Raw genomic sequence first — 12,947 nt, 5'->3', positions numbered from 1 at the left:
ATGTGTCTGGACCTCATCCACTGAAGAAGCGAAGGCTACGAAGTGCGTACGTACAGCCCCAAGCCCGGCGATGTCACTCGCCAGTGGCACATCATCGACGCCGAGGACATCGTCCTGGGCCGTCTGGCCACCACGGCTGCGAACCTCCTCCGCGGCAAGCACAAGGCGATCTACGCCCCCCACATGGACATGGGCGACTTCGTCATCATCATCAACGCCGAGAAGGTCCACCTCTCCGGTAACAAGAAGACCCAGAAGATGGCGTACCGCCACTCGGGCTTCCCGGGCGGTCTCCGTTCCGTGCGGTACGACGAGCTCCTCTCGAAGAACCCCGAGAAGGCCGTCGAGAAGGCCATCAAGGGCATGATTCCCAAGAACACCCTGGGCCGTCAGATGCTCTCGAAGCTCAAGGTCTACGCGGGCGACCAGCACCCGCACGCTGCGCAGCAGCCGGTCCCGTTCGAGATCACCCAGGTCGCGCAGTAGTTCCGGCCTCCCCCCTAAGACGTAAAGAAAGATCTGAGGAGAATCGTGGCCGAGACCACTGTTGAGTCCCCCGTCGAGGGCACCGAGGGCGAAGAGACCTTCGCCGAGGTGACCACCTTCGAGTCGGAGGTCCCCGTCGAGGGTGAGTACACCTCCGAGTCGCTCGCGGGCCGCTTCGGCGACCCGCAGCCCGCCGCCGGCCTGGGCCGTCGCAAGAACGCCATCGCCCGCGTCCGGATCGTTCCGGGCTCCGGCAAGTGGAAGATCAACGGTCGCACCCTCGAGGACTACTTCCCCAACAAGGTGCACCAGCAGGAAGTCAACGAGCCCTTCAAGGTGCTCGAGCTCGACGGCCGCTACGACGTCATCGCCCGCATCTCGGGTGGCGGCGTCTCCGGTCAGGCCGGTGCCCTGCGCCTCGGTGTGGCCCGCGCGCTGAACGAGGCGGACGTGGACAACAACCGCGCCACGCTGAAGAAGGCCGGCTTCCTCTCCCGCGACGACCGTGCGGTCGAGCGCAAGAAGGCCGGTCTCAAGAAGGCCCGTAAGGCCCCGCAGTACAGCAAGCGCTAAATCGCCTGCTCGTCCGCGTCACACGTTCGCCCCGGCGGCACACCTCGTGCCGCTGGGGCGTTCGTTTATCAGGCCTCGCGGGCGTATAACGGCTTAAGACGTTTATCGGGCCGGTGGCCTGGAACGCATCTCACGCTGCTGCGTTTCGCCTTGCCGTGCCCTGTTCTGCTTGCTTTGGTTTTGTGGTTTCGGAGCACCATCGGAGGACACCAGTGGGACGACTCTTCGGCACGGACGGCGTGCGCGGTGTCGCCAACGCGGACTTGACGGCCGAGCTCGCGCTCGGGCTCTCGGTCGCGGCGGCGCACGTACTGGCCGAGGCGGGAACCTTCGAAGGGCACCGGCCGACAGCGGTGGTGGGCCGCGACCCCCGCGCGTCCGGGGAGTTCCTGGAAGCCGCCGTCGTGGCGGGCCTGGCCAGCGCCGGCGTCGACGTGCTGCGGGTCGGCGTGCTGCCGACCCCCGCGGTGGCGTACCTCACCGGATCGCTCGGCGCCGACATCGGTGTCATGCTCTCCGCCAGCCACAACGCCATGCCGGACAACGGCATCAAGTTCTTCGCCCGCGGTGGCCACAAGCTCGCCGACGAGCTGGAGGACCGCATCGAGACGGTCTACGAGCAGCACCGCACGGGCGAGCCCTGGGCCCGCCCGACCGGCGGCGGCGTGGGCCGGGTCACCGACTACACGGAGGGCTTCGACCGGTACGTCGCCCACCTGATCGGCGTACTCCCCAACCGGCTCGACGGTCTGAAGGTCGTCCTCGACGAGGCGCACGGCGCGGCTGCCCGGGTCTCGCCCGAGGCGTTCGCCCGGGCCGGGGCCGAGGTCGTCACCATCGGCGCCGAGCCGGACGGCCTGAACATCAACGAGGGCTGCGGCTCCACCCACCTGGCGCTGCTGCGGACCGCCGTGGTCGAGCACGGCGCCGACCTCGGCATCGCGCACGACGGCGACGCCGACCGCTGCCTGGCCGTGGACGCGCGGGGCGAGGAGGTCGACGGCGACCAGATCCTGGCCGTGCTCGCCCTCGCCATGCGCGAGGCCGGCCACCTGCGCAAGGACACCGTCGTCGGCACCGTCATGTCGAACCTCGGCTTCAAGATGGCGATGGAGCGGGAAGGCATCAACCTCGTCCAGACCGCCGTCGGTGACCGCTACGTCCTGGAGTCGATGAAGGCCGAGGGCTTCGCGCTCGGCGGCGAACAGTCCGGGCACGTCATCGTGCTGGACCACGCCACCACCGGGGACGGCACGCTGACCGGCCTGATGCTCGCCGCCCGCGTCGCCGCCACCGGCCGTACGCTCGCCGACCTGGCCGGGGTGATGCAGCGCCTCCCGCAGGTCCTCGTCAACGTCCCGGACGTCGACAAGTCCCGCGTGGACACCTCGCCCGAGCTGGCCACCGCCGTCGCCGCGGCCGAACGCGACCTGGGCGACACCGGCCGCGTACTGCTGCGCAAGTCCGGCACCGAGCCGCTGGTCCGGGTCATGGTCGAGGCCGCCGACATCGAGCAGGCCCGTGCGGTGGCCGGACAGCTGGCCGACGTCGTGAAGTCCGCCCTCGGCTGACGCCTCCTCAGCTCCCCTGCGGCCCCGGCCTGACGGTCGGGGCCGTACGGCGTGTCACCCTCCACAGCGCCTTCTGGACCAGCAGCGTCACCGTCCCCGCCACGACGATGCCGGCCAGGTTGGCCAGCAGCTGCGCCGACGAGCCCCAGGTCTGCTGGAGGTCCTGGTAGCTGAAGGCGACCGCGGCGTTGGCGGCGGCGGGCACCGTCGTCACCGAGATGGCCACGCCGATCAGCGCCCCCGACTTCGCCGAGGTCAGCGACAGCGTGCCCGCGACGCCCGCCAGGAGCGCCACCACGAACGACATCCAGTCCGGATGCCAGATGAAGCCGGTGTTGGGCCGGTCCGCCGTGACCATGCCCGCGTTGAACAGCCCGAAGCCGTCCATCAGCCAGGAGAACCCCGCCGTCAGCACCATCGCCGCCGCGAAGCCGCCGATCAGTGCCCACAGCGACCGCCCGACCAGGCGTGGGGCGCGTTGCACCAGCGCCGTCGAGATCCCGGCCAGGGGACCGAACTCCGGACCCACGGCCATCGCGCCCACGATCAGGATGGCGTTGTCGAGCATCACACCGCAGGCGGCGAGCATCGTCGCGACGGCGAGGAACGCCACGTAGGTGGCGCTGAACGTCGACTCCTCGTGCGTCACCTCGGTCAGCTCTTCCCAGAGCACCGCGTCCGCGCCCTCGCCCGGTGCCTGCCGCTCCGCCTCGTCGGCGTGCTCGGAGAGCGTGAGGTCCATGTTCTCCGCGGTGATCGAGCCGGTCCTGTCGATCCCCAGCTCCCGGAGCGCGCCGATCAGCTCGTCGCCCGCCTCCCGCGCCACGTCGCACAGGACCACGTCACCCGCGGGGGAACGGGCGGCACCGGGCAGCACCACGACGTGGGTGGTGCCGACGGTGTCCTCCACCAGCGTCACGACCTCGTCGGTACGGTCGGCGGGCACGATGAGGCGCAGATGCAGCACGGAGGGAACTCCCGGGACTCAGAGTTTGCGCAAGGACAGACGCCGGACCTTGTGGTCGGCCCCCTTGCGGAGCACCAGAGTGGCACGGCCCCGGGTGGGAGCCACGTTCTCCAGCAGATTGGGCTTGTTGACGGTCCGCCACATCGTGCGCGCGTAGTCCAGCGCCTCCTCCTCCGAGACCTGGGTGTACTTCCGGAAGTACGAGGACGGGTCCTGGAACGCCGTCTCGCGCAGCCGGCGGAAGCGGTGCAGGTACCAGGTCTCGATGTCCTCGGGGCGCGCGTCCACGTACACACTGAAGTCGAAGTAGTCCGCGAGTCCGACCCGGGTCCGGCCGTCCTTCCCGGGCAGCGCGGGCTGCAGCACGTTCAGCCCCTCGACGATCAGGATGTCGGGGCGGCGCACGGTGAGCCGTTCGCCCGGGACGATGTCGTAGATCAGGTGGGAGTAGACGGGCGCCGTGACCTCGTCCTTGCCGGCCTTGATGTCGGCGACGAACCGGGTCAGCGCCCGCCGGTCGTACGACTCGGGGAATCCCTTGCGCGACATCAGCCCGCGCGCCTCGAGCTCCTTCATCGGCAGCAGGAACCCGTCCGTGGTCACCAGCTCCACCCGGGGGTGCTCGGGCCAGCGGGCCAGCAGGGCCTGCAGGATGCGGGCGCTGGTGGACTTGCCGACGGCGACACTGCCGGCCACCCCTATGACGAACGGGGTCCCGCGCTGCTCGCCGTGGCCGTTGCCGGCGTCACCGAGGAAGGTGTTCAGGGCGCCGCGCAGGCCGGAGGTGGCCTGGACGTACAGGTTGAGAAGACGGGAGAGCGGCAGGTAGACGTCCCGGACCTCGTCGAGGTCGATGACGTCACCGAGCCCTCTCAGCTGCTCGACCTCCTCGGCGCTCAGCGGCAGCGGGGTCTTGTCGCGCAGGGCGCTCCACTCCGCCCGGGACAGGTCGACGTAGGGCGTCGGCGCGTGCTCGGTGCGACGGGGACTCCGTGCGGGCGAAGTGATCACCTGCTCATTGTCGCGGGAGTTCCGTCGCAGCGGGGGGTGGGCTCGGTCACGTGGGGACCGCGAGCCCGTTGCCGAGACCCCGAGGACGGGGCCGCACCGGGGCGGGCGCTACGGGGCGACCATGATCACCCACCTCCGGCCGGTTACAGCACGGTTGAAGATGTATTTCTGGATGAATGAGCAGAAGCCCCACCGGAGAGTCCTTCCGGTGGGGCTTCTCGCGTGTCGACGGCAACGCTGACGGCGATGTCAGCGGTCGAGAGCGGCGCAGGGTGGCGGTTCGTCGCCGTTGCCGTTGTCCGTCTCGGTGATCCCGGGCCGTTGAACGCGGTGCTGGGGGTGTTGACGGCGTAGCGCTGGAGCTGCGCCGGTGTGGTGAATCCTGCCCTCCGCGCCCGCTTGCTGCGACGATGCGACGAAACGGGACAGATCGGCGCGAAGGGGACGACATGTGCGGGATCGTGGGTTACGTCGGGACGCAACCGGCGCAGGACGTGGTCGTGGCGGGGCTCAAGCGGCTGGAGTACCGGGGCTACGACTCCGCCGGGATCGCCGTCCTCGCCGACGGCGGGCTCGCCACGGCCAAGAAGGCGGGCAAACTGCTCAACCTGGAGAAGGAGCTCAAGAACCGGCCGCTGCCGGGGGGAAACACCGGCCTCGGGCACACCCGCTGGGCCACGCACGGCGGACCCACCGACGGCAACGCGCACCCGCACCTCGACAACGCGGGCCGGGTCGCCGTCGTGCACAACGGGATCATCGAGAACTTCGCCGCACTGCGCGAGGAACTCGCCGGGCGCGGCCACGACCTCGCGTCGGAGACCGACACCGAGGTCGTGGCCCATCTGCTGGCGGAGGCGTACTCCTCCGGCGGGGACCCGGCCGAGGCGATGCGGCAGGTGTGCCGCCGGCTGGAGGGGGCGTTCACCCTGGTCGCCGTCGTCGCGGACGAGCCCGACGTGGTCGTCGGGGCGCGGCGGAACTCGCCGCTCGTGGTGGGCGTGGGGGACGGGGAGATGTTCCTCGCCTCCGACGTGGCCGCCTTCATCGCCCACACCCGGGACGCGATCGAGCTCGGCCAGGACCAGGTGGTGGAGCTGCGCCGCGACGGGGTCACCGTCACCGGGTTCGACGGGCGGGCGGCCGAGGTGCGCGAGTACCACGTCGACTGGGACGCGTCCGCCGCCGAGAAGGGCGGCTACGCCTCCTTCATGCTCAAGGAGATCGCCGACCAGCCGAAGGCCGTCGCCGACACGCTCCTCGGGCGGATCGACGCGGAGGGGGTGCTGCGGCTGGACGAGGTGCGCATCCCGCCCGGGGTGCTCCGCGAGGTCGACAAGGTCGTGGTCGTCGCCTGCGGAACGGCGTTCCATGCCGGGATGATCGCCAAGTACGCCATCGAGCACTGGACCAGGCTGCCCTGCGAGACCGAGCTGGCCAGCGAGTTCCGCTACCGCGACCCGATCCTGGGCCGGCGCACCCTCGTCGTCGCGATCTCGCAGTCCGGCGAGACGATGGACACGCTGATGGCGGTACGGCACGCCCGCGAACAGGGTGCGAAGGTCCTCGCCATCTGCAACGCGAACGGCTCGACGATCCCGAGGGAGTCGGACGCCGTCCTCTACACGCACGCCGGACCCGAGGTCGCCGTCGCCTCCACCAAGGCGTTCCTGACGCAACTCGTCGCCTGCTACCTCGTCGCCCTGTACCTCGGACAGGTGCGCGGCACCAAGTGGGGCGACGAGATCCGCACCGTCGTGCGCCAGCTCTCCGAGATGTCCGGCGCGGTCGAACGGGTGCTCGGGACCATGGAGCCGGTACGGGAGCTGGCGCGCTCCCTCGCCGACCGCGGCACCGTGCTCTTCGTGGGCCGGCACGTCGGCTACCCGGTGGCCCTGGAGGGCGCGTTGAAGCTCAAGGAGCTCGCGTACATGCACGCCGAGGGCTTCGCCGCCGGGGAGCTCAAGCACGGGCCGATCGCGCTCCTCGACGACGGGCTGCCGGTCGTCGTGATCGTGCCGTCCCCCCGCGGCCGTTCGGTGCTCCACGGCAAGATCGTGTCCAACATCCAGGAGATCCGGGCGCGTGGCGCGCGTACCGTGGTCATCGCCGAGGAGGGCGACGAGGCGGTCGTCCCGTACGCCGACCACCTCATCCGGATCCCCGTCACGCCTACGCTGCTTCAGCCGCTGGTCGCCACCGTGCCGTTGCAGGTCTTCGCCTGCGAACTGGCGACCGCCCGGGGCAACGAGGTGGACCAGCCGCGCAACCTGGCGAAGTCCGTGACAGTCGAGTGAGTGAGTTGAGCGCGTGATCATTGGGGTCGGGATCGATGTGGCGGAGATCGAACGCTTCGGCGCGGCGCTGGAGCGCACGCCCCAGCTGGCCGATCGGCTCTTCCGGGAACGGGAGTTGCTGCTGCCCGGCGGGGAGCGGCGGGGGATCGCCTCGCTGGCGGCCCGGTTCGCGGCGAAGGAGGCCCTGGCCAAGGCGCTCGGCGCCCCGGGCGGGCTGCTCTGGACGGATGCCGAGGTGTGCGTCGAGGACAGCGGGCAGCCGAGGCTGGAGGTCCGGGGGACCGTCGCGGCACGGGCGGACGAACTCGGCGTACGCACCTGGCACGTATCCCTCAGCCACGACGCGGGGGTGGCGTCCGCCGTGGTGATCGCGGAGGGTTGAGCACATGCGACATGCGTACAGCGTTCAGACCGTACGGGCCGCCGAACAGGCCCTGATGGCACGGCTGCCGGACGGCGCCCTCATGCAGCGCGCCGCCGCCGGCCTGGCGGTTGCCTGCGGAGACCTGCTCCGGCGCAACGGCCGGGTGTACGGCTCCCGGGTCCTCCTCCTCGTCGGCAGCGGCGACAACGGCGGCGACGCCCTGTACGCCGGGGCCCGGCTGGCCCGGCGCGGGGCCGGTGTCCGTGCTCTGCTGACCTCGGCGGACAAGGTCCACCGGGCCGGGCTGGCCGCGCTCCTGGCGGCGGGCGGCCGGGTCCTCGACGACCCCGGCGGATGCGGCCCGGTCGACCTCGTCGTCGACGGCATCCTCGGCATCGGCGGACGCGGCGGCCTGCGCCCCGATGCCGAGGAACTGGTGCGGACGGTCACCCGCGGCCACGCGCCCGTCCTCGCCGTCGACCTGCCGAGCGGTGTCGACGCGGACACCGGCCAGGTGCAGGGCGCGGCCGTACGGGCGGACGCGACCGTCACCTTCGGCACGTACAAGCCCGCCCTGCTCGTCGACCCGGCGGCCGAGTACGCGGGCGCCCTGCGCCTCGTCGACATCGGCCTGGGACCCGAACTGCCCGCGCGCCCCGACCTGGAGGCCCTCCAGTACGCGGACGTCGCCGGCCTCCTGCCCCGGCCGGCCGGCGAGAGCGACAAGTACCGGCGCGGCGTGGTCGGGGTGGCCGCCGGCTCCCAGCGGTACCCGGGGGCTGCGGTCCTCGCGGTCGCCGGCGCGCTGCGCGGCGGCGCGGGAGCCGTGCGGTACGCGGGCCCCGGGGCGGACGCGGTGATCGCCCGCTTCCCGGAGACCCTCGTGCACCCCGGCCCGCCGTCGCAGGCCGGGCGGGTGCAGGCCTGGGTGGTCGGACCGGGGATCGGTGACGGCACGCAGGCCGGAGCCGCCGTCTCCGACGTGCTCGCCGCCGACGTCCCCGTCCTGGTCGACGCCGACGGGCTGCGGCTCATGGACGCCGGAGCCGTACGGGCGCGCACCGCGCCCACGGTGCTCACCCCGCACGCCGGGGAGGCCGCCGCGCTGCTCGGCGTCCCGCGTGAGGAGGTCGAGGCGGGGCGGCTCGCCGCCGTGCGCGAACTGGCCTCCCGCTACCGCGCGACGGTGCTGCTCAAGGGCTCGACGACCCTGGTCGCGGAGGACGGGGACGCGCCCGTACGGGTCAATCCGACGGGCACGGCCTGGCTGGCCACCGCCGGCAGCGGCGACGTGCTCTCCGGGCTGACGGGCTCCCTGCTCGCCGCCGGCCTCACCCCGCGTGACGCCGCCTCGGTGGGCGCCTACCTGCACGGGCTCGCCGCCCGCAGGACGGCGGACGGCGCGCCGGTCGCGGCGCAGGACGTCGCGGACGCGATCCCGGCGGCCTGGCGGGACGTACGGGCCTGAGCGACGCTGGAGGGACCCGAACGGGACGGTGATCGGTGTGGGCGACGGGACGACGGTACGCGTACGGCGGGTGTACGACCCGCCGACGGACGACGACGGGACCCGGGTCCTCGTCGACCGGCTCTGGCCGCGGGGCATCACCAAGGAACACGCCGCCGTCGACGTGTGGGCCAAGGAGGTGACGCCCTCGAAGGAACTCCGCTCCTGGTACCACGAGGACCGCACCGGTTCGCGCTACGACGACTTCGTGGACCGCTACCGCACCGAGCTCGGTGACCCCGCCCACGCCCCGGCCGTCGGCGACCTCGTCGCGCTGGTCCGCGAGGGCGGCCCGGTCACCCTGGTCACCGCGGTGAAGGACGTGGAGTCCAGCCACGTCCCCGTCCTGGTCGACCATGTGGAGCACGCGCTCGGACATCGGTGACCGCCTCTCGGGCCGGGACGTCGGGGGCACCGGCGTACGGCTCTGAGAGACTGGACGCGATGAACGAGACAGCGACCACGAGAGCCCGTGCCGAGATCGACCTCGCCGCGTTGCGCGCCAATGTGCGCGCCCTGCGCGCGCGGGCGTCCGGGGCGGAGCTCATGGCGGTGGTGAAGTCCGACGCCTACGGCCACGGCGCGGTGCGCTGCGCCGAGGCCGCGCTGGAGGCGGGCGCGACGTGGCTGGGAACCGCCACACCGCAGGAGGCGCTCGCCCTGCGCGCGGCCGGGCTCGGGGGCCGGGTGATGTGCTGGCTCTGGACGCCGGGCGGCCCCTGGCGCGAGGCGATCGAGGCCGGTATCGACGTGTCGGTCAGCGGGATGTGGGCGCTCGGGGAAGTCGCCGCCGCCGCCACGGAGGCCGGCGTCCCGGCCCGGGTCCAGCTCAAGGCCGACACGGGGCTGGGGCGCAACGGCTGCCAGCCCGCCGACTGGCCGGAGCTGGTCTCCGCCGCCCGCGCCGCCGAGGACGAGGGTCTCCTGCGCGTCACGGGCCTCTGGTCCCACTTCGCCTGCGCCGACGAGCCGGGCCACCCCTCGATCACCCCCCAGCTGAACGTCTTCCGCGACATGGTGGCGTACGCCGAGAAGGAGGGCGTGCGGCCCGAGGTGCGGCACATGGCCAACTCCCCGGCGACCCTCACGCTCCCGGAGTCCCATTTCGACCTCGTACGCACCGGGATCGCGATGTACGGCATCTCGCCCAGCCCCGAACTGGGCACGCCGGCCGACTTCGGGCTGCGCCCCGTCATGACGCTCGCCGCCTCCGTGGCCCTGGTCAAGCAGGTGCCGCCGGGGCACGGCATCAGCTACGGGCACCACTACACGACGTCGGCCGAGACGACCCTCGCGCTGGTGCCCGTCGGCTACGCGGACGGCGTCCCGCGCCATGCCTCGGGCCGGGGTCCCGTCCTCGTCGCGGGGCGGCGGCGGACCGTGGCGGGCCGTGTGGCGATGGACCAGTTCGTGGTCGACCTCGAGGGCGACACCTCGGCGCCGGGGGCCGAGGCGGTGCTGTTCGGGCCCGGGGACCGGGGCGAGCCGAGCGCCGAGGACTGGGCGGTGGCGGCGGACACGATCGCCTACGAGATCGTCACGCGCATCGGCGGGCGGGTCCCCCGCGTCTACGTCGACGAGGGCGGCACGCCGCACGCGGGCGACGGCCGGGGTTAGGCCGTGTTCCGGAAGCCCGGTCCGCCCGGCGACGGCCGGCTCGCCCACGCGCCGTGGCGTGCCGCCGGGTCCGCCCTCCGGACGGACGGCGCTTCGCGGAACACGCCCCAGGCGCACGGCCCGGAGAAGCCGGACGAGCGGCAGGCCGGGGCGACGAAGACGAGGGAGCACGGCAGGTGAGTGAGACCAGCGCGGGGGACGTGGCCGCGGCGACGGCGGCCGCCGCCACGGCCGGCTGGCGGCGGGCGGGCCTCGCCGGGGCGGCGATAGGTGTCGTCGCCGCCGGTGCGGCGGCCGGGGTCGCCGTCGAGCGGCTCACGGTGGGGCGTGGCATGCGCAAGAGGGCCCGCCTGGCCCTGGACGCCGCCGGCCCGTACGGGGCGCTGCGCGGACTGCCCGGCCGGGCGGTGGCCGACGACGGCACCGAGCTGTACTACGAGGTCGAAGAGGTCGAGGCCGACGGTGCGGCGGGCGGGCGCGAAGGGCGGGCCACGGCGGGCTCCGGCCCGCGCAGGCGCAGGCTCTTCGGCCACAAGGCACCGACGCCCGTGACCGTGGTCTTCAGCCACGGTTACTGCCTCGGCCAGGACTCCTGGCACTTCCAGCGGGCGGCGCTACGCGGTCTGGTCCGCACGGTCCACTGGGACCAGCGCAGCCACGGCCGCTCCGGGCGGGGCAGGGCGCAGGCCGAGGGCGTGCCCATCGGCATCGACCAGCTCGGCCGCGACCTGAAGACGGTCATCGACGCGGCGGCCCCCGACGGGCCGCTGGTGCTCGTGGGGCACTCGATGGGCGGCATGACGATCATGGCCCTCGCCGACCGCTACCCGGAGCTGATCCGCGACCGGGTCGCCGCCGTCGCCTTCGTCGGGACGTCGAGCGGGAAGCTCGGCGAGGTGAACTTCGGGCTGCCGGTGGCCGGCGTCAACGCGGTCCGCCGGGTGCTGCCCGGTGTGCTGAAGGCGCTCGGCTCGCAGGCGGAGCTGGTGGAACGCGGGCGGCGGGCGACCGCCGACCTGTTCGCCGGGCTGATCAAGCGGTACTCCTTCGGTTCGCGGGACGTGGACCCGGCGGTCGCCCGGTTCGCGGAGCGGCTCATCGAGTCGACGCCGATCGACGTGGTCGCCGAGTTCTACCCGGCCTTCACCGAGCACGACAAGAGCGGGGCGCTGCCGGCCTTCCGGGAGATCCCCGTCCTCATCCTGGCGGGCGACAAGGACCTGGTGACGCCCAGTTCGCACAGCGAGGCCATCGCGGACGAACTCCCGGACGCGGAGCTGGTCATCGTGCCGGACGCCGGTCACCTGGTGATGCTGGAGCACCCCGAGACGGTCACCGACCGGCTCGCGGACCTGCTGGTACGGATCGGCGCCGTGCCGGCCTGAGGCGGGGCTCGTCAGGGGGAGCCTGGGGTGGCCCCACGCCCTGCGGGGCACGCACCGGACGCCGCCGGGACCTGCGTCCGGCACGCCCCGGACGTCCTGACCTCCCGACGGCCCGGCACCCGCCGGGGGCGAGGCCGTAACGTTGGACGGCATGGAAGCAGCAGCACACGACACCGCCGCACCGGGCGCCGTCACCCTGGACCTCGCCGTCGAGTCCCCCGAACAGATGCGGGAGCTGGGCCGCCGCATCGCCGGTGTGCTGGCCCCCGGCGACCTGGTGATGCTCACCGGCGAGCTCGGCGCGGGCAAGACCACCCTCACCCGGGGCCTCGGCGAGGGCCTCGGGGTACGCGGCGCCGTCACCTCGCCCACCTTCGTGATCGCCCGGGTCCACCCGCCGCTGGGCGCGGGCCCCGCCCTGGTCCACGTCGACGCCTACCGCCTGGGCGGGGGCCTGGACGAGATGGAGGACCTGGACCTCGACGTGTCGCTGCCGGATTCGGTGGTCGTCGTGGAGTGGGGCGAGGGCAAGGTCGAGGAGCTGTCGGACGACCGGCTCCACGTGGTGATCGACCGCGCCGTCGGTGACACCGACGACGAGCGCCGCACGGTGACCCTGGTGGGCATCGGGGCACGCTGGGCCGGGCTGCGGACGGATCTGGCCGCGGTCTGACCCCTGCCGGGAGGACGGCCGGGGCCGCACCGCGCGGACGTGTTCCGACAGGGTGTCGGTAAAATGTTGCGCGGGAGGCACCGGCCGTGTTCACATGGGCGGGAGGCCTGGTTAGGTTAACCTAACTTCTACCGGCCGGGTCTCCCGTCCGAGCCCGAGGAGGCATGCCATGCCGGCACCCGAGCGAGAAGTGCGGCCACAGTCGCCGCAGGCCGAGCCGCCGTCGCCGTCCGCGGTGACGATGCGGGACCTGCTGGCCTCCTGCGCCGCCGCGACGGCGGTCTCGACGCCGCCGCGCGACGCGGATCACCAGGACCTGGACGAGGACGGACGCGAGGACGACGGGCGGGCGCACCCGGCCGCCGGACGTGACGCCGCCTGAGAGCACTCCCGCCGTTCCGGCGGACGCGTGACGGGCGCCGCGGCACCTCGCCGCGCCGTCGGGACGTCCACGTACATCCGGTCCGGACACCCCTGTGCCGTACGCCGCGCCGCC

General features: G+C 72.9%; 13 protein-coding genes. 11 read left to right on the top strand and 2 right to left on the bottom strand.

Annotated elements, in window-relative coordinates:
* Positions 1–42 precede the first annotated feature (42 nt).
* From rplM to glmM, 3 genes are all read left to right on the top strand, one after another.
* The gene (gene rplM / locus BA175_RS11110; protein WP_030914195.1) at positions 43–486 is read left to right on the top strand and encodes a 50S ribosomal protein L13; all 444 of its coding nucleotides are present in this window, start codon (positions 43–45) and stop codon (positions 484–486) included.
* A 45-nt stretch (positions 487–531) separates the two neighbouring features.
* A complete protein-coding gene (gene rpsI / locus BA175_RS11105) occupies positions 532–1,059 on the top strand; it encodes a 30S ribosomal protein S9 (protein ID WP_069171144.1) in 528 nt (175 codons plus the stop codon).
* 212 nt (positions 1,060–1,271) lie between these two features.
* Positions 1,272–2,630 carry a phosphoglucosamine mutase gene (gene glmM, locus BA175_RS11100; RefSeq protein WP_069171143.1) on the top strand — a complete coding sequence of 453 codons (1,359 nt, stop codon included), beginning with the start codon at positions 1,272–1,274 and terminating at the stop codon, positions 2,628–2,630.
* 7 nt (positions 2,631–2,637) lie between these two features.
* On the opposite strand, the gene BA175_RS11095 is transcribed toward glmM, so the two are convergent.
* Together BA175_RS11095 and coaA are read right to left on the bottom strand one after the other, a co-directional pair.
* Positions 2,638–3,597: a DUF389 domain-containing protein gene (locus tag BA175_RS11095; protein WP_069171142.1), complete on the bottom strand. Its 960-nt coding sequence runs from the start codon at positions 3,595–3,597 to the stop codon at positions 2,638–2,640.
* Positions 3,598–3,615: 18 nt separating this feature from the next.
* Positions 3,616–4,608, bottom strand: a complete 993-nt coding sequence (gene coaA / locus BA175_RS11090; RefSeq protein WP_069171141.1) for a type I pantothenate kinase — start codon at positions 4,606–4,608, stop codon at positions 3,616–3,618.
* A 449-nt stretch (positions 4,609–5,057) separates the two neighbouring features.
* On the opposite strand from coaA, the gene glmS reads away from it, so the two are divergent.
* From glmS to BA175_RS11050, 8 genes are all read left to right on the top strand, one after another.
* Complete coding sequence (gene glmS / locus BA175_RS11085; RefSeq protein WP_069171140.1) at positions 5,058–6,905, top strand: glutamine--fructose-6-phosphate transaminase (isomerizing); 1,848 nt, start codon at positions 5,058–5,060, stop codon at positions 6,903–6,905.
* Positions 6,906–6,918: 13 nt separating this feature from the next.
* The gene (locus BA175_RS11080) at positions 6,919–7,287 is read left to right on the top strand and encodes a holo-ACP synthase (RefSeq protein ID WP_069171139.1); all 369 of its coding nucleotides are present in this window, start codon (positions 6,919–6,921) and stop codon (positions 7,285–7,287) included.
* A 4-nt stretch (positions 7,288–7,291) separates the two neighbouring features.
* Positions 7,292–8,737, top strand: coding sequence for a bifunctional ADP-dependent NAD(P)H-hydrate dehydratase/NAD(P)H-hydrate epimerase (locus BA175_RS11075; protein WP_069171138.1), 1,446 nt, complete (start codon positions 7,292–7,294; stop codon positions 8,735–8,737).
* A 37-nt stretch (positions 8,738–8,774) separates the two neighbouring features.
* Positions 8,775–9,161: a DUF488 domain-containing protein gene (locus BA175_RS11070; protein WP_069172053.1), complete on the top strand. Its 387-nt coding sequence runs from the start codon at positions 8,775–8,777 to the stop codon at positions 9,159–9,161.
* A 59-nt stretch (positions 9,162–9,220) separates the two neighbouring features.
* Positions 9,221–10,393, top strand: coding sequence for an alanine racemase (alr, locus tag BA175_RS11065; RefSeq protein WP_069171137.1), 1,173 nt, complete (start codon positions 9,221–9,223; stop codon positions 10,391–10,393).
* 176 nt (positions 10,394–10,569) lie between these two features.
* Entirely contained in the window at positions 10,570–11,778 is a 1,209-nt protein-coding gene (locus BA175_RS11060; RefSeq protein ID WP_069171136.1) for an alpha/beta fold hydrolase, read from the top strand.
* A 151-nt stretch (positions 11,779–11,929) separates the two neighbouring features.
* Complete coding sequence (gene tsaE / locus BA175_RS11055) at positions 11,930–12,451, top strand: tRNA (adenosine(37)-N6)-threonylcarbamoyltransferase complex ATPase subunit type 1 TsaE (RefSeq protein ID WP_069171135.1); 522 nt, start codon at positions 11,930–11,932, stop codon at positions 12,449–12,451.
* A gap of 169 nt (positions 12,452–12,620) precedes the next feature.
* A complete protein-coding gene (locus tag BA175_RS11050; protein WP_069171134.1) occupies positions 12,621–12,833 on the top strand; it encodes a hypothetical protein in 213 nt (70 codons plus the stop codon).
* Positions 12,834–12,947 lie beyond the last annotated feature (114 nt).

Origin of the sequence: Streptomyces griseus, from assembly GCF_001715295.1 — a bacterium.
Classification (GTDB): Bacteria; Actinomycetota; Actinomycetes; order Streptomycetales; family Streptomycetaceae; genus Streptomyces; species Streptomyces griseus_G.
This window is presented reverse-complemented; position numbering and strand designations above follow the sequence as displayed.

Excerpts from the sequence above, each read along its gene's own strand:
- glmS (WP_069171140.1), top strand. The coding sequence starts at position 5,058 with ATGTGCGGGATCGTGGGTTACGTCGGGACGCAACCGGCGCAGGACGTG.
- BA175_RS11075 (WP_069171138.1), top strand. The coding sequence starts at position 7,292 with ATGCGACATGCGTACAGCGTTCAGACCGTACGGGCCGCCGAACAGGCC.
- alr (WP_069171137.1), top strand. The coding sequence starts at position 9,221 with ATGAACGAGACAGCGACCACGAGAGCCCGTGCCGAGATCGACCTCGCC.
- tsaE (WP_069171135.1), top strand. The coding sequence starts at position 11,930 with ATGGAAGCAGCAGCACACGACACCGCCGCACCGGGCGCCGTCACCCTG.
- BA175_RS11050 (WP_069171134.1), top strand. The coding sequence starts at position 12,621 with ATGCCGGCACCCGAGCGAGAAGTGCGGCCACAGTCGCCGCAGGCCGAG.